The following is a 20,315-nucleotide window of genomic DNA, read 5'->3' as shown; positions in this document are numbered from 1 at the left end:
CGCATGGAAACACATACACGGCACCCTTTACAGCGCCTGTTCAACTACGCCCGCCAGTACCGGCCTGATGTGGTCAAGGCAACGGTTTATTCCGTGCTCAACAAATTTTTCGACATTCTGCCGGAGGTGTTAATCGGGGTAGCGGTCGATGTGGTGGTCAACAAACAGGATTCGTTTCTGGCCAAGGTCGGCATTGCCGATCCGAAAGACCAGATCGTGGCGCTGGCAATCCTCACCGCCATTATCTGGGCAGCCGAGTCATTGTTCGAGTATCTGTACAACCTCAAGTGGCGCAATCTGGCGCAGAACCTGCAACACGATTTGCGCATGGATGCCTACCGCCATGTGCAGCAACTGGACATGGCGTGGTTTGAGCGCAACCGCAGCGGCAACCTGCTGTCGGTGCTGAACGAAGACATCAACCAGATGGAACGCTTCCTCAACGGCGGTGCGAATGACCTGATCCAGGTGTTCGTGGGCACGCTGATGGTCAGTGGGGTATTCTTTGCCCTCACCAGCAGCCTCGCCTTCCTCGCCCTGCTGCCGATTCCGTTCATCCTGTTTGGGGCGTTCTGGTTCCAGAACCGGCTAGCACCGCGTTATGCGGCGATGCGCGAAGCCGCCGGAGCGCTGGCGGCACGGCTCAACAATAACCTGAGCGGCATTGCCACCGTCAAGGCGTATACGGCGGAGGATTTCGAGGCCGAACACATCCGTCAGGGTTCCGACCTGTACCGCGCCCGCAATGCGGAAGCAATCCGCTGGTCGGCGGCGATTACGCCCGTTATCCGCATGGCGATTCTGGCCGGATTCACCGTCACCCTGTTGTACGGCGGTTTCATGGCCTTGAATGGTGAAATCGGCGTGGGCAGTTATTCGGTGCTGGTTTACCTGACCCAGCGTCTGCTGTGGCCGATGACACGGCTGGCCGACATGACCGATCTGTACCAGCGTTCGATGGCTTCCATCGACCGGGTGCTGGATCTGCTGCATACGCCAGTGGAAATCAGCTACGACGGGCAGGCGCTGGATGCTTCCACTGTCAAAGGTGAGCTGACCTTTGCTGGCGTCAATTTCACCTATCCCGGCCAGAGCCAGCCTGCTATTGAGGCTCTGAATCTGACAGTCGCCGCTGGCGAAACCGTGGCCTTTGTCGGCAGCACCGGTGGCGGCAAGAGTACCCTGATCAAGCTATTGTTACGCTTTCACGATCCGCAACAAGGCAGCATCCGGCTGGACGGGCAAGCCATTACCGGTTTGCAGTTGCAGGATTTACGTCGCACTATCGGTTATGTCGCTCAGGATACGTTCTTGGCCGACGCGAGTGTGGCGGAAAACATTGCCTACGGCAGCCACAATACCCCGCGTGATGCTGTGATTGCCGCAGCCAAAGCAGCGGAAGCGCACGAGTTCATCAGCCAGTTGCCGCAGGGTTACGACACACAGGTGGGCGAACGTGGCATGAAGCTGTCCGGCGGGCAACGTCAGCGGCTGGCTTTGGCGCGAGCAATCCTGAAAAATCCACCAATCCTGATTCTGGATGAAGCCACCTCAGCGGTGGACAACGAAACCGAAGCGGCCATCCAGCGCTCCCTCGACCGCTTGGTAGTCGGGCGCACCAGCCTGATCATTGCCCACCGGCTATCGACCGTGCGTCATGCGCATTGCATCCATGTACTGGATCATGGGCGAATTGTGGAATCGGGTACGCATGAGGAACTGGTGCGGGATAACGGGATTTATGCGGCCTTGTGGCGGTTGCAAACCGGGGAACGGGCGGTAAATCAATAATCCACCTTGCCGCGCCCTGCCTTGACCGTGCCGCGCTTTTTCTTGCTATCCACCCGCTTGATCTGGGAACTGCGGGTCGGACGGGTGGCTTTGCGTTTTTTCTGCACTTTGGTGGCATCGACGATAAGCTGGCGCAGACGCTCCAGCGCATCCGCACGGTTTTTTTCCTGGCTATTGTGGGTTTGCGCCTTGATGATGATTACACCATCGCTGGAAATGCGTTGGTCGGGGTAAGCCAGCAGTTTTTCCTTCCAGATCTCCGGCAACGAGGAAGCGCGGATGTCGAAACGCAGGTGGATAGCGGTCGACACCTTGTTGACGTTCTGCCCGCCCGAGCCTTGCGCGCGGATGGGCTGAAAGTCGATTTCTTCCGGGAGAATCCGGATATTGAACGCTTCGGCGCGGGCGGGCTGACCCGTTAAGCGCGTTTCAGTCATCAGCCCCCTTCCTGCGGCGCTGATAACGCCGGTAACGCCGCCACGCCCACATGACTGGCCCCGACAGCGCATACACCAGGAAAACCCCAAACAGTACCTTAGGTGGGTCAATCGTGGTCAACGCAAACACCAGCAGCACAATCAACACCGCAACAAACGGTACCCGGTTGCGCAGGTCAAAGTCCTTGAAACTGTAGAAACTGATATTGCTGACCATCAACAACCCAACGGAAAGGGTCAGGAGTAAGGCAGGCAGTTGCACATTCCGCCCGGTGATTTCCAGGTCGTGGAACACCCACACCATCCCCACCATGACAGCCGCAGCCGCAGGGCTGGGCAGGCCGACAAAAAAGCGTTTGTCCACTTTGCCGATCTGGGTGTTGAAACGCGCCAGCCGCAACGCAGCACATGCCACATAAACAAATGCAGCCAGCCAGCCTGCCTTACCCCACGACGCCCCGAAAGACTGCAAATGCACCAATGCCCATTGGTACATCACCAAACCCGGAGCCACACCAAACGAAATCAGGTCAGCCATGCTGTCGTATTGCGCGCCAAACTCAGACTGCGTATTGGTCATGCGCGCAACCCGCCCGTCCAGCCCATCCAGAATCATGGCGACAAACACTGCAATTGCAGCAGCTTCAAACTTGCCCTGCATGGCTGCCACCACGGCATAGAAACCGCCAAACATGGCTCCAGTGGTCAATAAATTGGGCAACAGATAAATACCCTTACGTGCAAGGGCCTGGTTTTCTGATTGTTGGTCTTCCACTTTCTGCTCTTTCCTGTCTACGCAAGTAACTGCATATTAGCCACCCTCGTGACAAAGTGGAATGTATTTCTGCCGCCCCAGACTATTCGCCTGATTTTTTTACAAATACCCAACCCAGATAAGCCATCATTACCAACATAAATAGAATGACGATGATGGTTAATATGCCCATCCAGCTTCCAAAGAGTAGTTCCGCCATGATAGCCTATGCTCCTTATACTAATGACAATAAATGTGTACAATCAAAGTGTAAGTGAAGTCACGCACAGTGCTTTGATTCACATCAAGAAAAACGATGACTACCAGGGATTTGTGCAAACCCTGAAGTAGTTGGGTCGGAACCGATTGATAATCCACACAGTTTGGAATAAGGCATGAAAACAGTCCCTTTACACAGCGCCAAGAAAGCCGCCGTCGCCTGCCACAATTGCAGCCTGAGCGAGCTGTGCCTGCCACGCGGCCTGACGCGGGAAGAACTGGATCTGTTGGAAAATTCCATCAACAAAACGGTTAAAATCAAAAAGAAAGACTACCTGTTCCACCGTGACGACAGCCAACATGCCATTTACGCAGTCAAGGCAGGCGCGGTAAAGACCTCACTCTCAACCCCGGATGGCGAAGAACAAATACTCGGTTTTTACCTTCCTGGCGACCTGCTGGGCTTTGATGCCTTCGCCCGTGACCGCCATACCTGTGACGCACAGGCGCTTGACGATACCTTGGTATGTGAACTAAGCATGGATAATTTCCAGGACTTGTGCGGCAAGCTTCCGGTCATGCGCGGGCAAATGATGCGCCAGATCGGCACTGAGCTGGAACGTGAACAGATGCTGCTTCTGACCCTTGGGCAAATGCGCACCGAAGAACGCCTCGCCACATTCCTGTCCAGCCTGTCAGAGCGCAACCGGGAGCGCGGGTTTTCCGCCAATGAATTCAACCTGCCAATGGCACGCCACGACCTAGCCAACTACTTAGGTATGGCAGTCGAAACGCTCAGCCGCATGTTTTCACGCCTACAGGAGGAAAGCATCATTTCCGTCCAGCATCGGCTGGTAAAAATTGATGATATGAGCCGCCTCAAGCAGCTGGCGCATCACACCTGCCGCCCTGCCAGTGATGTACTTTAATTTCAGATAACCCGCGAAAAACGCTGCTGGACACTCTGCTTGCGCAGGCTGACATCAAACACCATGCAAATGTTACGGATCAGGAAACGCCCACGTGGCGTGACTTCTACACCCTTGTTGGTGAAACGCAGCAATTCATCCGCAGCCATGGGCTGGAGCATTTCCAGTTCGCGCTGAAAATAATCAGCGAACTCCAGACTAAACAGACGCCCAACCTGGGAAAAATCCAGCGCAAACTGACAAGCCAATTGCTGGATGATGTAACGGCGCAACACATCATCTTCATCCAGGGTCAGCCCCTTGATAACTGGCAGATACCCTGCATCTATGGCCGCGCAGTACTCTTCCATGCTCTTGGCATTCTGGCTATAGCACTCTGCCACGCTACTGATGGAACTGACGCCCATGCCAATCAGGTCACAATCCGCATGGGTGGTATAGCCTTGGAAATTGCGGTGCAAAGTTCCCTGCCGCTGGGCGAGCGCCAACTCATCATCCGGCTTGGCGAAATGATCCATGCCGATGTATTCGTAGCCCGCAGCAGTCAGGTGTTCAACCGCCAACTGCATGATTTGCAGCTTGGTTTCCGGCGTTGGCAAGTCTTCTTCGTTGATGCGGCGCTGCGGCTTGAACAGGTTGGGCATGTGCGCATAATTGAATACAGAAAGGCGGTCAGGTGACATGTCAATGATAGTATTCAGCGTCTGGCGGAAGCTATCAACCGTCTGGAACGGCAACCCGTAAATCAGATCCACGCTGATCGACTTAGCGCCTTGTGCACGGCAGGCATCAATAATGGCAGTGGTCTGTTCAATCGGCTGGATGCGGTTAACGGCGGCTTGCACCTTGGCATCCACATCCTGTACACCTAGGCTGAAACGGTTAAAGCCGATTTCACGCAAAACGCCAATCGTTTCTGCCGTCACGGAGCGCGGGTCAATCTCGATGGAATAATCGCCTTCATCCGTAATATGCAGGCTGAAATGCTGACGGGTTTTTTCCATCAGCGCGCGCATTTCATCGTGATTCAGGAAAGTGGGCGTACCACCACCCCAATGCAATTGCTCCACCGTGCGGTCGCGGTCATACAGCTTGGCCTGCATTTCAATTTCACGGAACAGGTATTCCAGGTAAGTAGTCGCTTTGGAATGATCCTTGGTGACAATCTTGTTACAACCACAGTAAAAGCAAACCGTGTCGCAAAACGGGATATGAAAATACAGCGACAACGGCAGAGGAATAGGATCCTCATTGCTCATGTAGGCGTGCGCCTTGTATTCATCTTCGGTAAAAGGTCCAAATGCAACCGCCGTCGGATAAGATGTATAACGCGGCCCCGCCGTGTCATACCGGCGTATCAAATTTGCATCGAATTGGACTATGTTCATAATAACCTCATTTAATGCCATAACCCTGGCAGCCTATATAAATGCTGCATCCACACAACAATTGCAAGATCCCAAATCAAAACCTCAAACATAGTTGATATGTATCAAGAAACTGGAATCCGGCAGATTGTAAACCACACACAAAATGGGTTTAATGAGTCGTGGAGATTGCTGGTGTCGATGTTCGTTACCTCCTCTGAATCGGCAGTCTTCACAACGCTCTACATACCCTAAAGCACTTAGGCCCTCCTTTCGAGGGCCTTCTTTTTTATATCCATCAACCGGCTGGGGGTTTACAAATCCGGTTGCAAATCCAGAGTGGCACTTTCTACCTTAGGCAAAGTACCTTGCAAACGCCAGCTTTCATCCATCGGCATCAGATGGATATACCATTTGCCTGCTGACAAGTCATGGATACGCCCGCTCCACTGGCCGGAACCGGCTTTGCTCAATAGCACCGACTGGTCACGGCCTGGGAAAGTGGCATGGTACAGTTTCAGCACCAGTTGCTGCTGAGCTTGGATGTCAGCATTATCCAGCGCCAGTTGTACCGATTGCCCATCCAGCGTCAGTTTTCCCTGCAAGCCCATGGCCGCTGCTTTTTGGCCTTTCGCCAATGAACGGTTGATGGCTTTGCCTGCATTGTAATAGTCATCCACCACTAAGCCACTGGAACCGGATGCGGCCAGCGAATAGGTGTAGAGGCCAGCCACCACCGCCGTTGCGGGCATCACCATTAACGCCCAGGGCCAGAACTGTTTATACCAAGGGCTGGTATCTTCAACTTGAACGTGCATTCTGTAACTGCTCCTTGATTAATTAGGGCCGAGGAACCGAGCCTTCTGGGTTTGCGCCAGCGCCGGGGTATCGGTAGCTTCAATATGGAACATGACTTCCTGACTACGGGATTCCATTTTGTCAGGGTTGGCAACCACTTTAACCGGCACTTCCGTTACCTTACCGGATGGTACGTGCACATTTTCCGCACCTACCAGCTTCATGCCATCAATACCGGAAACACTGATTGTATAGCTGTGTTCCTTTTCATCCATATTGATGACTTTCAGGGTGTAAACATTTTCAATGTTACCATCACCGGTATCGCGGTACAGGGAATTGCGGTCGCGGATAATATCCATCTCCAGCGGTATCCGGTTGAAGATGGAATACATCAGCGCTAACGCGATCAACGACAGCAAACCGGCATAAATGAAGGTGCGGACGCGGAAGACGTGTGTCGTCCCACCCTTCAGGGCATGTTCGGTCGTGTAACGCACCAGACCACGCGGGTAACCCATTTTATCCATAATGCTATCGCAAGCGTCGATGCAGGCGGCGCAACTGATGCACTGGTATTGCAGGCCATCCCGGATGTCGATACCGGTCGGGCATACCTGTACGCACAGAGTACAGTCGACGCAATCACCCTTGTCGGCAGGCTTGTCCGCCCCGCGCTTGCGTGCGCCACGTGGTTCGCCACGCGCCTCGTCATAGGAAATGATCATGGTGTCCTTGTCGAACATGGCGCTCTGGAAACGTGCATAGGGGCACATGTAGAGACAGACCTGTTCACGCAGGAAACCGGCGTTGCCATAAGTGGCGAAGGCGTAGAACAGGATCCAGAACAGCGACCAGCCCGCGATAGTCCCGCTGGCAAGCTCAAACCACAAATCTTCCACCGGCACGAAGAAACCCACAAAAGTAAAGCCCGTCCACAACGAGAAGAAAATCCATAGCACTTGCTTGAGCACTTTCTTGCCGATCTTGACCCGATCCCACGGTGCATTGTCCAGCTTGATTTGTTGCGGGCGGTCGCCTTCCACCCACTGCTCGATCCAGATATAAACCTCACTCCAGACCGTTTGCGGGCAGGCGTAGCCACACCATACGCGCCCTGCCAGCGCCGTCACGAAAAACAGCAGCAAAGCTGCGAGGATCAACAATACCGCTAGGTAAAAAACGTCCTGTGGCCAGAAAACCATACCGAATATGTAAAACTTACGCGCTGGCAGGTCAAACAATACCAATTGCTGGTCGTTCCACTTGAGCCACGGCAGAATATAGTAAAGCCCCAACAAACCCCATACGGAGAACTTGCGCAGGTTGGTAAACAAACCTTTGGTTTTGCGTGGATAGATCTTCTTGTGCTTCTGGTAGAAACCAGAGTCATTGCCGCTTCCGGCATCAGTTTTGGCAGGATTTTCAGACATTTCAATACCCTTCAGCCTGGCTAATCAAGGCTCGTAAGCTAACACGCTATACTTCGGATTCCTTTGATAAAAAGCGGTTTGAAAAACAGTTTGTTGCTTTACAAAACACTTTTACGACTTTTATCAAGAAACAGGCCGTCTTGCGACGGCCCGTTATTGTGGGTTTTACTTACCCGCTGGATTGGATAACCCGTAGACATAAGCTGCCAACAAATGCACCTTGTCCGTACCGAGGAAGTCGGCATGGGCAGGCATCTGGCCGTTACGGCCATTGGCAATGGTTTCCTTGATGGTTTCTGCGGAAGAACCATACAACCAGGTATTGTCCGTCAGATTAGGAGCGCCCAGCGCCTGATTACCTTTACCGTCCACGCCATGGCAAGCAATACAACCATTTGCTGTGAACAGTTGCTGGCCTTGCGCCACCTTGGCTGCATCGGCTTCGCGACCACTCAGGCTCATGACGTAATTCGCCAGCGCATCAATGCCAGCTTCATCCACGCGATCCTTGTGTGGAGGCATCACGCCTTGACGGCCATTCAGGATGGTCTGTTCGATCTGCTCAGGCGCGCCACCATACAACCAGTCATTGTCGGCCAAGTTGGGGAAACCTTTCGCACCGCCAGCGTCAGAGCCATGGCACTGTGAGCAGTAGCTCAGGAACATACGACGACCCATGCCTTTGGCTTCCTCATCCGCAGCTACCTGGGCAATCGGCATGGCGGCATACTTTTTGAAAACCGGATCATAGGTTTGGGCGGCCTGTTCCATCTCATCGCCGTACTGGCTTCCCTGGGAACTCCAGTTCAACACACCTTTGAAAGTACCCAAACCGGGGAACAGCACCAGATAACCCAGTGAGAAGACCAGGGTGCCGTAGAACAACCACAACCACCAGCGCGGCAGCGGATTGTTATACTCTTGCAGGCCATCCCATTGATGCCCTGTAACCTCACCCATTGCTGCTTCACCTGAACGCTTTTTGGTTGTCCAGCGAACCAGCCAGTAACAGGCAAAAATATTGCCCAGTGTGATCAGGATAATCCAACCACTCCAAAAACTACTCATTTGTCTACCTCCTTAACTGACGCATCGTGCAACTGCTTTTCCTCGTCCTCGAAGATGGAATTGGCAGCATTATCAAAGCGCTGTTTGCGTCTGCTGCTGTAAGCCCACCATACGACCCCCAGAAAGGCGATCATCACCATCAGCGTCGTTATGCCACGGAAATCGTTGTAATCCATCATGATCACCTTTTGGTCTTGACGACCGTCCCCAGGTTTTGCAGATAAGCAATCAAGGCATCCTGTTCAGTTTTGCCTTTCACCTCATCTGGACCTTTGGCGATTTCTTCATCTGTGTAAGGAACGCCCAGCGCCTGCATGGTTTTCATCTTGGCCGCCGTATCCGCGCCATCCAGCACGGTGGTGGACAACCAAGGGAACCCCGGCATGTTGGACTCAGGCACCACGTCACGCGGGTTGTTCAGGTGGACACGATGCCAGTCATCACTGTAACGCCCGCCAACCCGCGCCAGATCAGGCCCAGTACGCTTGGAACCCCATTGGAACGGATGGTCGTAGACAAACTCCCCGGCAACGGAATAGTGCCCATAACGCTCGGTTTCCGCACGGAACGGGCGGATCATTTGCGAATGGCACAGGTAACAACCGTTCTTGATGTAAACATCACGCCCTTCCAGTTGCAGGGCGGTATAAGGCTTCAAGCCGTCGACAGGCTCGGTGGTATCTTTCATGAAGAACAATGGCACAATCTCAGCCAAGCCCCCCATACTCACCACGAGTACAATCAACAGAGCCATCAAGCCCGTATTTTTTTCAACAATGTCATGTCCGCTACTCATGATTCATCCTCCTTAGTGGGCGACTGCCGGAATGGCATCATTGGCAGGCTTCGCATCAGCGACGGTTTTCCAGACGTTGTAGGCCATGATAAACATGCCAGCAAGCACCAGGACACCACCGAGGAAACGCACGAAGTAGAACGGATACATGGCTTCAACGGATTCGATGAAGCTGTAAGTCAGCGTACCGTCCGCATTGACTGCACGCCACATCAAGCCTTGCAGCACACCGGAAATCCACATGGCAGCGATGTAAAGCACCACGCCCACGGTCATAACCCAGAAATGCACTTCAATCAGCTTGGAACTGTACATGCCATCACGGCCGAACAGCTTCGGAATCAGCGCATACAGGGAACCGATGGACACCATTGCCACCCAGCCCAATGCACCGGAGTGAACGTGACCAACCGTCCAGTCAGTGTAGTGGGAAAGCTCGTTCACGGTTTTGATCGCCATCATTGGGCCTTCAAACGTGGACATGCCATAGAAGGACAAGGAAACAATCAGGAAGCGCAGGATAGGGTCAGTACGCAATTTGTGCCATGCGCCGGAAAGCGTCATGATGCCGTTGATCATACCGCCCCAAGAAGGAGCCAGCAGGATCAGGGAGAAGATCATACCCAAGGATTGGGTCCAGTCAGGCAGCGCAGTGTAGTGCAGATGGTGAGGGCCGGCCCACATATAAGTGGAGATCAGCGCCCAGAAATGCACAACAGACAAGCGATAGGAATAAATAGGACGGCCAGCCTGCATGGGCACGAAGTAATACATCATCCCCAGGAATGCCGCAGTCAGGAAGAAACCTACTGCATTATGCCCGTACCACCATTGTACCATCGCATCAATCGCGCCAGGGTAAACAGAGTAGGACTTGAACCAGTCACTGCCACCAAACAGAACAATCGGCAACTCGGCATTATTCACCAGATGCAGCAAGGCAATGGTCAGGATATACGCACCAAAGAACCACAACGCCACATAGATATGCGAAGTCTTGCGCTTCATGATAGTGCCGAAGAACAGGATCGCGTAAGCCACCCACACCACGGTCACCAGCAGGTCAATCGGCCATTCCAGTTCTGCATATTCCCTGGAGGATGTAATCCCCAACGGGAACGTAATCGCCGCCAGCACAATGATGAATTGCCAGCCCCAGAACACGAAGGCAGCCAGCTTGTCAGAAATCAGTCGCACATGGCAGGTACGCTGTACTACATACAGCGAAGTCGCAAACAGGGCGGAACCCCCGAAGGCAAAGATAACCGCATTGGTATGCAGCGGGCGTAAACGGCTAAACGTCAACCACGGCGTATCAAAATTCAACTCCGGCCAACGTAACTGCGCGGCAATGATCACGCCTACCAACATGCCGACGATCCCCCAGACCACCGTCATAATGGCAAACTGCCGCACGACCTTGTAATTGTAGGTCTGCTGGTTTTGCATAAGTCCCTCCGAACATTAAGTTAAACATCACCACTCTGGAACATTCCGCATGGGAAGGCGCGAAACTATCCGTCGTGGAAACAGATAATCCGGCTTCTAGAGCATCTATCAGGGAGGGCAGCCAATGCTTGACTAAAATCAACATCAACTGTGGCGGATTGGAGACAAATCAAAGAACTCTAAATTTATTGATTTATATCAAGTAAGTTAACGGAACCAAGCGCAAAAATTTCACCTCAGCGGAGAGCATAAAAGTCCGAGGTTGGGTTGCGCGTAGCAAATAAACAACAATCCGGATGGACATAAGGCAATTTTTTCACTAGTCTTGACCCACACCCATTCATTAGGCAAAGCAATGCTCCGCATCTTGTTGCTGTATTTCGTTTGCACCTCCTGCGCCCAGGCATTACCGGTGTTTCCTGGCGCGGAAGGCTTCGGAACCCGCACATCGGGTGGCCGTGGTGGCATCGTTTGCAAGGTAACCAATCTGGATGATGACGGGTCAGGCAGTTTGCGCGATTGCGTCGAAAAAACACAACCCCGGATTGTCGTGTTCACCACTGGCGGCACCATCCACCTGGAAAGCAACCTCACCATCAGTAACCCCTATATCTCCATTTTCGGCCAGACTGCACCCGGTGACGGCATCATGATTACCGGCGCACCTACCATCAGGCGGGAACCCTTCACCATTGCCACCCACGATGTCCTGATCCAGCATGTGCGCTTCCGTGCCGGTGCAGCGGATGAAGCCAACTGTTGCCGTGATGCCCTGTCGATTCTGGGCGCGGAAGGCAAAACCGATGGCAGGCAGACCTATAATGTCGTGCTGGATCATTGTTCATTTTCTTGGGGAACTGACGAAATCATTTCCACTTGGTACGACGCACACGATCTCACCATCAGCAACAGCATCATCGGCCCGAGCCTGTACAACGGCTCCAATGACGAAGGCCCGGGCAGCCGGGGTGTATTGCTGGGGTCGGAAGGTTCGCATTCCATCAGCCTGCACCACAACCTGATCGTACACAGCCAGGAACGTAACCCCGGCATCAAGACCGGCACGGGTGTGGTGGATGTTGTCAACAACCTCGTGTACAACTGGGGGCACAACGGCGCTGAAATCATGGGGGAACTGGGCAATATCCAGGCCAACCTCGTCCACAACCTGTATGTCATGGGGCCGGACTCCAACCGTGAAATGCCGGAAATCGTCGCCCGCAACTCAGGTGAAGGCTACCAACTGTTTCTGGAAGAAAATCTCAGCATCCGCGAACACGACCAGCCCGAACCATTGCCCGTCGATTTTGGCCTCAAGGGCTGGCCAACTACGGACTGGGAATCCAGCATCCGCTTTCCCGCCCCGCCCATCACCACATTCAAGGCACAAACATTGCTGGAAAAGCTGTTGCCCATAGTGGGTGCTACCCTGCCCAAACGGGATCCAGTCGACACCCAAGCCATTCATGACACCAAAACAAGCCAAGGCGAAATCCCCCAATGCGTTAGCTCAACCGATCAAGGCTGGACACACGGCTGCAAACGCAATGCCGGTGGGTGGCCACCATACACCGAAGGTAAACCCTACCCTGATCAAGACGGTGACGGCATTCCTGACGCATGGGAAACCGCAAACAATCTAAACCCCGAACAAGCGGATGCCACCGATGACAGGAATGTCAACGGCTACAGCAATATCGAGGAATGGGTCTTCAGCCTGACGCCCTCGGCTGAGCCATGAAATCCCGCAGCCAGACGATGGAGTACTGGACTTTCAACTTCAGTTCCAGTTGGTTTTGCAGACGTACCCGCAACCAGTAATAAGCCACTCGTGGCCCGTGCAACAAATACCCCAGTATCGTTTGCGGCGACGTAACACGCCAGCGCACCATACGCTGGCTGGAAGTCCATAGGGCTTTATGCGCCCCCTCCCCCTGCATGAAATCAACCCGCCGCAACCGCTGGTTAATGGCCTGGCGGATAATGAAATCAAACAGTAAACGGCCTGGCGCATAGGGTTTGTATTTCTCATCCATCAAAGCTGAATGATGAAAAATGTAACAACAGCTATCATCCAATAATGTCAGCGCATACGTAACCACCACCCCATCCATCAGCAGCAACACCAATTGCGCCTGCCCACTATCCGCCAACCTGGCAGCGCTACGCAAATGCAGCGCAAACCCATCATCATCCGTCCACAGGCACGAGGTATAGTGTTTTTCCCAACGTTTCAGGAACACTTGCCGTACCCGTGGCAACCAGACCTGCATCCCCGCTGCATCACTGACAACCATAAACTCCAGCCTGCATTCATGCCGCTCCAACATCCGGTAACGGCGGCGGATTTCCTTCCAGAAACGGCTGGAAAACATAGCCTCGAATTCCGTCACGCCACTTGGTAAATCCAGATATGGTGCGGGCATGAAAGGAATGTCCGTACACAATAACCCGGGCGGATGTGGTTGCCCCGGCAGCACAATCTGCTCGGGCGAATTGAAGTCCGACTGGATGTAGGCATAAAGTGCAGTCATGTCCGCCCCCCTGCGGCAAACACCTGCGCGGCGCGTGGCGGCAAGCCCCAACGCAGGATTTTCCGGCGTACCGCTGGGTAAAACTTGCGCTCCAACCACCAACTGAATGCCAGCAAAACAGCCAGATACGCGAACCACTCCATATAAGAGTTACCCAGAAAAGAAAACCAGGTCGCTTTCTGCATCAAATGCACATGACTGATATACAGGGCATAGGAAATGGGCGCGAAAATCATGAATGGCCATACCAGCCAATCAAACCCAATCCAGTAAAACTTGCTCCAGGCAATTGCCGCCAAGATCAGCGCCAGCGCAAACCCCTCGTGGCGCAGTTCCAGAAATGGGTGGAAGCCAATTGCCGGATTATTCCCCTGCTGCATCCAGTTGAACAGGTTAATCAGCAGGATCAGGGACACCCCGCCCAAACCGATAATGGCAGGCAGCGCATCCCTGAAGCCGACCCGCTGTTTCCCCAGCCAAATTTCAGCCAACCAGACGCCGGCCCACCAGATAGAAAAATACATCAGCACCCGCAATACATAAAGGGGTTCCAGCGTATAGGCGATGGCAGCGGCAATAGAGATGCCAAAAACCAGCATCGTCCGCCAGCTGGCATCTTTAACCCAGGTCATCAACGGGAAATACAGCATGTAAAACCACCACTCATATGACAATGACCACAACGGCGAATTGCCCATATACGGCCCGACCAACGCGCCAGGCCGGGTTTCATCCTTCAGGTCCTGCAACATCAGCAAGTTGCCCGCCAAGTTGGGGAAATCCGGCAAAAGCCATTTACCCTGCAACCACGAACTAATTAGCCAAGTGAGCGGCAAAACCACCAGCAAAGGCACATACAGGCGGGTAAACCGCTTGAGGAAATAAGCACGGAAACGCCGGTCACTGGACAGGCTCCATGAATAATGGATGACAAAACCGGACAGCAAAAAAAAAGTAATCACCGATTCCTGCCCAAAGCGCAGCAAATTCCCGACATTGACACCCCACAGCCAGATTTCATGCGGCAAGGTATGGTGCAACACCAGATAAAAAGCGGCAGCGCCACGGACTGCTTCCAGCTTGTATAGTTTCATTGCCTATCCTTAGCATGAAAATTCAGGTTTCCAGCAACTTAACCCCAGTCAGCAGCAGACGCCCCCACAACCTGCGCAGGCGGGCACAAGCAACCGATTAACGTGCCCCACCTGCATTCATCCGGTAAATAGCCGCCCCCGTCCTGCCTCGCCTTTATCACCCCCTTTCGTTGTAAGAGGATGGTTAACAATCAACTGGAGGAATGGCTTGCATGTGCCGCGTGGTCAACGTCCTGATCGTGGTTTTCATCTTTTCCGTACCCTGGCACGACATGGTGGAATTTCCAGGGGTTGGCACTCTGGCGCGCATGTTGGGTGCCGCCGCCTTCGTGGTGGGGATGGGTACCATCCTGATGAACAACCGCATCCGCCCTTTGCAAGGCGTACACTTGTGGATCGGGCTGTTTACCCTGTGGGTCTGGCTAACCCTGTTCTGGTCTGTCTGGCCAGAAAAAACCCAGGAATACGCCTTCAGCATGGTGCAGCTGTTCCTGTTCAGCATACTCATGTGGCAATTCATCCGCACCCGCGAAGATTTGCGGGAAGCCTGGCAAGCCTTGGTACTGGGCGGTTATGTGCTGATTTTCTTTACCTTGCAGTCATGGTTTTCCGGCCATCAGGCCAGTTTCAACCGTTACGCAGCAGAAGGGGTCAATGAAAACGAGCTGGCCGCCATGCTGGCTTTAGGTATTCCGGTCGCGCTGCACCTGTTGATGGAAGACCGCAATATTGGCTGGAAGCTAATCAACCTCCTTTATATTCCGGCTGCACTGTCAGCCATCGTTCTCAGTGCGTCGCGCACTGGCTTTGTCATTGCCTCAGTTGGCTCACTTTACGCCCTGGTCATATTCCAGCGCAGTAGACTGGCATGGCGCGTCATTACCGCTGTCAGTGTGATCGGCCTGATCGTCGCCTTGCTGCCAATGATCCCCCAGACCTCGCTCGACCGCCTGGCTACCATCGGCCACGAAGCCTCCTCAGGCACCCTGACAGGGCGCACGACCATCTGGAAGTATGGCCTGCTGGCTTGGCAGGAGCACCCCATTGTTGGTCACGGGCTAGGTGCGTTCCGCAAAGCCGTCAACCCCTTTTCCATTTCGGAAAGCGCGCACAACACATTTATTTCCCTGCTGGTGGAAACCGGCCTGATTGGAATACTGATTTTTTCCGCTTTTTTGCTGGCGCTGCTGCGGCTGTTGCCGCAAGTTCCCCACCAGGACAGGCGATTCCAGATCATCCTGATGGGCTGTCTGTTGCTCACCCAAATGTCGACCGAATGGAGCATGGAAAAAATTGCCTGGGTACTGTATAGCCTGCTGATCAGTCATGCATGGTTAGACAATCAACAAATCATCCTCCGCTGGCGGCTGACGCCCTCGCCATTATCGGTCATTCCCAAAACTGCCCATGTCTGAAGCATACCTGACCAAGCCAGAGCGTATTGCCGTTGTCATCTACAGCCTTACCAAAGGGGGGGCGGAACGGGTGGCATCCTTGTTGTCCGAACAGTTCGCACACACACATGCTGTTGACCTGATCGTATTCGACGGCAGGCTGACAGCCTACCCTCATGGTGGAACCCTGGTTGACCTGGACTGCCCCGCCAGCAGCAATCCCTGGAAGAAAACCCTGAACCTGTTCCGCCGCTTTTATAAATTACGCTGCCGGTTTCAGCAACACCACTACACCCACATTTTTTCCTTCATGGAAAGCGCCAATTTCCCAACCCTGCTTGCCAGCAGGCGGGCGGTTGTATCCGTGCGTAACAACCCACGTAAATTTTCCCCCGTTACCCGCTGGATGATGCGCTTGCTCTACCCACGGGCACACAAGGTTATCGCCGTTTCTACCGCCATTGCGGACATGCTTGAGCAAAATCTGGGTTTAAAAAACGTCACCAGTATCCCCAACCCACTGGATTTCCACACCATTGACCTATTAAAGAAACAACCCATTGAACACCCCCGCCCCTATTTGCTGGCAATTGGCCGCCTGCATCCACAGAAAGGTTTTGATTTGCTGATAAATGCTTTCGCCAACAGTAAGGCATCGCAGACAACCGACCTGCTGATCCTGGGTGAAGGCGGGCAACGGGCCAACCTGCAACAGCAGATTAGGCACCTCGGGCTAACTGGAAAAATCCATCTGCCCGGTATGGCCAACAACCCTTACCGTTACTTGGCGAATGCACAAATATTCATTCTTTCAAGCCGTTATGAAGGTTACCCCAATGTCCTGTTAGAAGCGCTGGCCTGCCGCTGCCCGGTTATCGCCACAAACTGCCCGACTGGCCCAAACGAAATTCTCACACACGGCGTGAATGGTATCCTCATAAATAATGAAAATACTGATGAACTCACAAAATCCATTGATTACTTAATGGAAAATCCAGAACTTTGCGCAGCATTTCGCCAACAGGGAGTCAATGCGGTCACGCATCTTGAATTAGGTGTCATTGCTCAGCGCTGGCTTGAACTTTAAATCGCATGGGGTCTTTCTGATGGATAACGAAATCAACAAAATCCGGGTGGTACACGTCATTACCTGCCTGTCAACGGGGGGGGCGGAAATGATGCTGTACAAACTGTTGGCGCATACCGACCTCACCCAGTTTGACCCGATTGTCATCTCGCTGGATGACGAAGCCGACCTGGGCAAACGCATCCGGGCGCATGGCATTAATGTCCATTCGCTCAACATGCGCCGTGATTTCAGCTCTGGCTGGCACATCCTCAGACTGGCGCGGTTATTGCGCAAATTACAACCCGATATCGTGCAAGGCTGGATGTATCACGGCAATCTGGCTGCCTCCTTGGCCAACATGGCGCTGGGTGGCCGCTTCCCGTTACTGTGGAATATCCGCCAGACCCTGTATGACATCCGCCATGAACCCATGACCACCCGCTGGGTTATCCAGGCAGCAGCGAAACTCAGCCATCGCCCGGAACACATCCTGTACAACTCATACCTCAGTGCAGACCAGCATGCCGCCTTTGGCTATTCCCCCTTGAAAACCCGGGTCGTGCCAAACGGTTTTGACATCCAGCGGTTCGCGCCCAACAGCTACTACCGGGAAAGCATCCGGGAAAGCCTCGGCATCCCGTCTGATGCACTGGTGATTGGTATGACCGCGCGCTACCACCCAATGAAAAATCACGCGCTGTTTCTGGAAGCTGCCAGCCTGTTGATGCAGCACCAGAAAAATGTCCATTTCATTCTCACGGGGCGTGATGTCACCGCAGACAACCCTGCCCTGCACCCCTTGCTGCAACGCTTCCCTGGCAAAAACCAACTGCACTTGCTGGGCGAACGCAAGGACATCTACTGCCTGCTGAACGCCATGGATATTTTCTCGCTGACCTCATCCCGTGGCGAGGGCTTCCCCAACGCCATTGGTGAGGCCATGGCTTGCGGTATCCCCTGCATCGCCACGGATGTGGGCGATGTCCCCCTTATCATTGGCAAAACCGGTCGGGTGCTGCAAGTGCCGGAGGCCACACCTTCCGCCTTGGCATTCGCCTGGTTGGAGTGGATCAATGCTGGCGAGGTATGGCGCAAGGAATTGGGGTTACGCGCCATGCAACGCATCCGCAAGCATTACAACATCCACGCCATCACCACCCAATACCAGAACATATACAAGGAGTTAGTAAATCATGTGCGGACTGACGGGCTTCTACTCCCTCTCGAACAAACGGAATTCAGCAGACATGCACAGCAATCTGCACCGGATGACATCCACCCTCGCGCACAGGGGGCCTGATGATAGTGGCTTGTGGATAGACCGGGAAGCTGGTATCGCGTTGGGGCATCGGCGGCTTGCCATCCTCGACCTGTCTCCCGAAGGCCATCAACCCATGGCCTCGGCTTCTGGCCGTTATACCCTGATTTTCAATGGCGAGATATACAATCATCAGGAATTGCGCAAGCGTCTCGCCAGGGAGGGCTACACCCACTGGCGCGGCACATCGGATACTGAAACCTTGCTGGCAGCTTTTTCCTGCTGGGGAATCCGCCGCACCCTACAAGCCTGTATTGGCATGTTCGCCATGGCTGTATGGGATGGGCACACCCGCCGCCTGACGCTAGCCCGCGACCGTATGGGGGAAAAGCCACTCTATTACGGCTGGGTCGGGCGGCATTTCCTGTTCGGTTCCGAACTAAAAGCCCTGCGCGCCCATCACGAATGGAATGCCGGTATCAACCGCGACGCCATCGCCAGCCAGTTACGCCTGAGCTACATACCCGCGCCGCATACCATTTACCAGGGTATTTTCAAGCTGGAACCTGGGCATCTGCTGCATGTCACCCCCCAGGCAACGCCGGGCTGCACCTTTCAAACGGAAAGCTATTGGTCATTACCGGCGTATATCGGCAACACCCACGACAGTATCACCTTCAAAAACCTGCCCGAACAAACGGCAGCCCTGGAAACACTGCTAAGCCGCGCAGTACGTCAACAGATGCTATCCGACGTGCCACTAGGGGCATTCTTGTCTGGAGGTATCGACTCCTCGCTGGTGGTCGCCCTGATGCAGGAACAATCAAACCGCCCCGTCAAAACCTTCACCATCGGCTATGAGGAAGAAAGCTTCAATGAAGCTGGCTACGCCCGCGAAGTCGCCCGCCACCTGGGCACGGAGCATACCGAATTCATCGCCAGCCCCGTGGATGCGATGGATATCATTCCCCGCCTGCCAACCCTGTTTGACGAGCCATTTTCAGACATGTCGCAGATCCCCACCCTACTGGTAGCGCAATTGGCCAAAACCCGGGTAACGGTCAGCCTGTCCGGTGACGGGGCGGATGAATTGTTCGGCGGCTACAACCGCTATTTCTACGCCCAGCAAATCTGGCGGCGTTTACAACACCTGCCCGGCTTTCTGCGCAGCGGGCTTGCCGGAACCCTGGGGAGACTGGACGCACGCCAGTGGGACAGGCTGCTCAATCCACTATCTTCCGCCTTGCCGGAGCAGCTACGTTTTAACGAACCAGGCGAAAAGCTACGCAAAGCAAGTGAAACATTAAATGCCCGTTCACCCGAAGACATTTACCGCCGCCTCATTTCCCACTGGAAGCAGCCGGAAGAAGTCGTGCTTGGCCTCCAGCACAGCCCCGACCCGATCCCTACCAACATCCCGGCAGGGCTGACATTTCCGGAACGGATGATGTACATGGATGCAACCGGCTACCTGCCCGGCGACATCCTGGTCAAGGTTGACCGCACTGCCATGGGGGTCAGCCTGGAAACCCGCGCGCCGTTCCTGGATCACCGGGTGGTGGAGTTTGCCTGGCAATTGCCCTTGCCGCTGAAAATCCACAATGGCCAGGGCAAATGGATCCTGCGCCAGATTCTGGACCACTACGTTCCACGCAACCTGATTGAACGCCCGAAAAAGGGCTTCGGCGTCCCGCTTGACAACTGGCTGCGCACCAGCCTGCGTGACTGGGCAGAAAGCCTGCTGGCACCTGCGCGGTTACGACAGGAAGGCTTTTTCGACCCTGCCCCCATCGAAGAAAAATGGCGTCAACACCTAGCCGGAACCCATAACTGGCAGTACCTCCTGTGGGACGTATTGATGTTCCAGGCATGGCATGAACAGCAAAGCCCAGTCATCCGGGCAATGGCGGCGTAAAGGGGGAGCC

The 20,315-nt window shown here is 54.1% G+C and carries 19 protein-coding genes; 7 read left to right on the top strand and 12 right to left on the bottom strand.

From position 1 onward, the window contains the following. Window positions 1-3 precede the first annotated feature (3 nt). Window positions 4-1,791 (top strand): ABC transporter ATP-binding protein, encoded by a 1,788-nt coding sequence (locus THINI_RS20850; RefSeq protein WP_040841221.1) that lies wholly within the window; start codon window positions 4-6, stop codon window positions 1,789-1,791. On the opposite strand, the gene arfB is transcribed toward THINI_RS20850, so the two are convergent. The 3 genes from arfB to THINI_RS24605 form a co-directional block, all read right to left on the bottom strand. Then, on the bottom strand, window positions 1,785-2,228 hold the full coding sequence (gene arfB / locus THINI_RS20845) for an alternative ribosome rescue aminoacyl-tRNA hydrolase ArfB (protein ID WP_002710493.1): 444 nt from the start codon (window positions 2,226-2,228) through the stop codon (window positions 1,785-1,787). The two genes, THINI_RS20850 and arfB, sit on opposite strands and share 7 nt — an antisense overlap. Next, the gene (gene pssA / locus THINI_RS20840; RefSeq protein WP_245536664.1) at window positions 2,221-2,949 is read right to left on the bottom strand and encodes a CDP-diacylglycerol--serine O-phosphatidyltransferase; all 729 of its coding nucleotides are present in this window, start codon (window positions 2,947-2,949) and stop codon (window positions 2,221-2,223) included. The genes arfB and pssA overlap by 8 nt, the downstream gene beginning before the upstream one ends. A 136-nt stretch (window positions 2,950-3,085) precedes the next feature. Continuing rightward, window positions 3,086-3,202, bottom strand: a complete 117-nt coding sequence (locus THINI_RS24605) for a DUF3149 domain-containing protein (protein WP_002710491.1) — start codon at window positions 3,200-3,202, stop codon at window positions 3,086-3,088. A gap of 175 nt (window positions 3,203-3,377) precedes the next feature. On the opposite strand from THINI_RS24605, the gene fnr reads away from it, so the two are divergent. After that, entirely contained in the window at window positions 3,378-4,130 is a 753-nt protein-coding gene (fnr, locus tag THINI_RS20835) for a fumarate/nitrate reduction transcriptional regulator Fnr (protein ID WP_002710490.1), read from the top strand. A gap of 2 nt (window positions 4,131-4,132) precedes the next feature. On the opposite strand, the gene hemN is transcribed toward fnr, so the two are convergent. The 7 genes from hemN to ccoN form a co-directional block, all read right to left on the bottom strand. Beyond that, the gene (gene hemN, locus THINI_RS20830) at window positions 4,133-5,518 is read right to left on the bottom strand and encodes an oxygen-independent coproporphyrinogen III oxidase (RefSeq protein WP_002710489.1); all 1,386 of its coding nucleotides are present in this window, start codon (window positions 5,516-5,518) and stop codon (window positions 4,133-4,135) included. Window positions 5,519-5,811: 293 nt separating this feature from the next. Then, window positions 5,812-6,315 (bottom strand): FixH family protein, encoded by a 504-nt coding sequence (locus tag THINI_RS20825; protein ID WP_002710488.1) that lies wholly within the window; start codon window positions 6,313-6,315, stop codon window positions 5,812-5,814. An 18-nt stretch (window positions 6,316-6,333) separates the two neighbouring features. Beyond that, window positions 6,334-7,728 carry a cytochrome c oxidase accessory protein CcoG gene (gene ccoG, locus THINI_RS20820; RefSeq protein ID WP_002710487.1) on the bottom strand — a complete coding sequence of 465 codons (1,395 nt, stop codon included), beginning with the start codon at window positions 7,726-7,728 and terminating at the stop codon, window positions 6,334-6,336. Window positions 7,729-7,893: 165 nt separating this feature from the next. Next, complete coding sequence (gene ccoP, locus THINI_RS20815) at window positions 7,894-8,796, bottom strand: cytochrome-c oxidase, cbb3-type subunit III (RefSeq protein WP_002710486.1); 903 nt, start codon at window positions 8,794-8,796, stop codon at window positions 7,894-7,896. Beyond that, a complete protein-coding gene (locus THINI_RS20810; RefSeq protein WP_002710485.1) occupies window positions 8,793-8,975 on the bottom strand; it encodes a CcoQ/FixQ family Cbb3-type cytochrome c oxidase assembly chaperone in 183 nt (60 codons plus the stop codon). Before THINI_RS20810 ends, ccoP begins: the two co-directional genes overlap by 4 nt. 2 nt (window positions 8,976-8,977) lie before the next feature. Further along, window positions 8,978-9,592, bottom strand: a complete 615-nt coding sequence (gene ccoO / locus THINI_RS20805; RefSeq protein ID WP_002710484.1) for a cytochrome-c oxidase, cbb3-type subunit II — start codon at window positions 9,590-9,592, stop codon at window positions 8,978-8,980. Window positions 9,593-9,604: 12 nt separating this feature from the next. Continuing rightward, entirely contained in the window at window positions 9,605-11,041 is a 1,437-nt protein-coding gene (gene ccoN / locus THINI_RS20800) for a cytochrome-c oxidase, cbb3-type subunit I (protein WP_002710483.1), read from the bottom strand. A 355-nt stretch (window positions 11,042-11,396) separates the two neighbouring features. Here ccoN and THINI_RS20795 point away from each other — a divergent pair, with 355 nt between their 5' ends. After that, window positions 11,397-12,782, top strand: coding sequence for a hypothetical protein (locus THINI_RS20795; RefSeq protein ID WP_002710482.1), 1,386 nt, complete (start codon window positions 11,397-11,399; stop codon window positions 12,780-12,782). On the opposite strand, the gene THINI_RS20790 is transcribed toward THINI_RS20795, so the two are convergent. Together THINI_RS20790 and THINI_RS20785 are read right to left on the bottom strand one after the other, a co-directional pair. Next, window positions 12,754-13,575, bottom strand: coding sequence for a GNAT family N-acetyltransferase (locus THINI_RS20790; RefSeq protein ID WP_002710481.1), 822 nt, complete (start codon window positions 13,573-13,575; stop codon window positions 12,754-12,756). The two genes, THINI_RS20795 and THINI_RS20790, sit on opposite strands and share 29 nt — an antisense overlap. Further along, window positions 13,572-14,669 carry an acyltransferase family protein gene (locus THINI_RS20785; RefSeq protein WP_002710480.1) on the bottom strand — a complete coding sequence of 366 codons (1,098 nt, stop codon included), beginning with the start codon at window positions 14,667-14,669 and terminating at the stop codon, window positions 13,572-13,574. The genes THINI_RS20790 and THINI_RS20785 overlap by 4 nt, the downstream gene beginning before the upstream one ends. A gap of 212 nt (window positions 14,670-14,881) precedes the next feature. On the opposite strand from THINI_RS20785, the gene THINI_RS20780 reads away from it, so the two are divergent. From THINI_RS20780 to asnB, 4 genes are read left to right on the top strand one after another with little or no spacing between them, the layout of a single operon-like run. After that, entirely contained in the window at window positions 14,882-16,084 is a 1,203-nt protein-coding gene (locus THINI_RS20780; RefSeq protein WP_002710479.1) for an O-antigen ligase family protein, read from the top strand. Then, entirely contained in the window at window positions 16,077-17,150 is a 1,074-nt protein-coding gene (locus tag THINI_RS20775) for a glycosyltransferase (protein ID WP_002710478.1), read from the top strand. Before THINI_RS20780 ends, THINI_RS20775 begins: the two co-directional genes overlap by 8 nt. A gap of 19 nt (window positions 17,151-17,169) precedes the next feature. After that, window positions 17,170-18,432: a glycosyltransferase gene (locus tag THINI_RS20770; protein WP_002710477.1), complete on the top strand. Its 1,263-nt coding sequence runs from the start codon at window positions 17,170-17,172 to the stop codon at window positions 18,430-18,432. Next, entirely contained in the window at window positions 18,380-20,305 is a 1,926-nt protein-coding gene (asnB, locus tag THINI_RS20765) for an asparagine synthase (glutamine-hydrolyzing) (protein WP_002710476.1), read from the top strand. Before THINI_RS20770 ends, asnB begins: the two co-directional genes overlap by 53 nt. Window positions 20,306-20,315 lie beyond the last annotated feature (10 nt).

The sequence above is a fragment of the Thiothrix nivea DSM 5205 genome, from assembly GCF_000260135.1.
Lineage (GTDB): Bacteria > Pseudomonadota > Gammaproteobacteria > Thiotrichales > Thiotrichaceae > Thiothrix > Thiothrix nivea.
This window is presented reverse-complemented; position numbering and strand designations above follow the sequence as displayed.

Bases quoted from the DNA above. Each gene is read 5' to 3' on its own strand.
- THINI_RS20850 (WP_040841221.1), top strand. From the start codon at position 4: ATGGAAACACATACACGGCACCCTTTACAGCGCCTGTTCAACTACGCC.
- arfB (WP_002710493.1), bottom strand. From the start codon at position 2,228: ATGACTGAAACGCGCTTAACGGGTCAGCCCGCCCGCGCCGAAGCGTTC.
- THINI_RS24605 (WP_002710491.1), bottom strand. From the start codon at position 3,202: ATGGCGGAACTACTCTTTGGAAGCTGGATGGGCATATTAACCATCATC.
- fnr (WP_002710490.1), top strand. From the start codon at position 3,378: ATGAAAACAGTCCCTTTACACAGCGCCAAGAAAGCCGCCGTCGCCTGC.
- hemN (WP_002710489.1), bottom strand. From the start codon at position 5,518: ATGAACATAGTCCAATTCGATGCAAATTTGATACGCCGGTATGACACG.
- THINI_RS20825 (WP_002710488.1), bottom strand. From the start codon at position 6,315: ATGCACGTTCAAGTTGAAGATACCAGCCCTTGGTATAAACAGTTCTGG.
- ccoG (WP_002710487.1), bottom strand. From the start codon at position 7,728: ATGTCTGAAAATCCTGCCAAAACTGATGCCGGAAGCGGCAATGACTCT.
- ccoP (WP_002710486.1), bottom strand. From the start codon at position 8,796: ATGAGTAGTTTTTGGAGTGGTTGGATTATCCTGATCACACTGGGCAAT.
- THINI_RS20810 (WP_002710485.1), bottom strand. From the start codon at position 8,975: ATGATGGATTACAACGATTTCCGTGGCATAACGACGCTGATGGTGATG.
- ccoO (WP_002710484.1), bottom strand. From the start codon at position 9,592: ATGAGTAGCGGACATGACATTGTTGAAAAAAATACGGGCTTGATGGCT.
- ccoN (WP_002710483.1), bottom strand. From the start codon at position 11,041: ATGCAAAACCAGCAGACCTACAATTACAAGGTCGTGCGGCAGTTTGCC.
- THINI_RS20795 (WP_002710482.1), top strand. From the start codon at position 11,397: ATGCTCCGCATCTTGTTGCTGTATTTCGTTTGCACCTCCTGCGCCCAG.
- THINI_RS20790 (WP_002710481.1), bottom strand. From the start codon at position 13,575: ATGACTGCACTTTATGCCTACATCCAGTCGGACTTCAATTCGCCCGAG.
- THINI_RS20785 (WP_002710480.1), bottom strand. From the start codon at position 14,669: ATGAAACTATACAAGCTGGAAGCAGTCCGTGGCGCTGCCGCTTTTTAT.
- THINI_RS20780 (WP_002710479.1), top strand. From the start codon at position 14,882: ATGTGCCGCGTGGTCAACGTCCTGATCGTGGTTTTCATCTTTTCCGTA.
- THINI_RS20775 (WP_002710478.1), top strand. From the start codon at position 16,077: ATGTCTGAAGCATACCTGACCAAGCCAGAGCGTATTGCCGTTGTCATC.
- THINI_RS20770 (WP_002710477.1), top strand. From the start codon at position 17,170: ATGGATAACGAAATCAACAAAATCCGGGTGGTACACGTCATTACCTGC.
- asnB (WP_002710476.1), top strand. From the start codon at position 18,380: ATGCACAGCAATCTGCACCGGATGACATCCACCCTCGCGCACAGGGGG.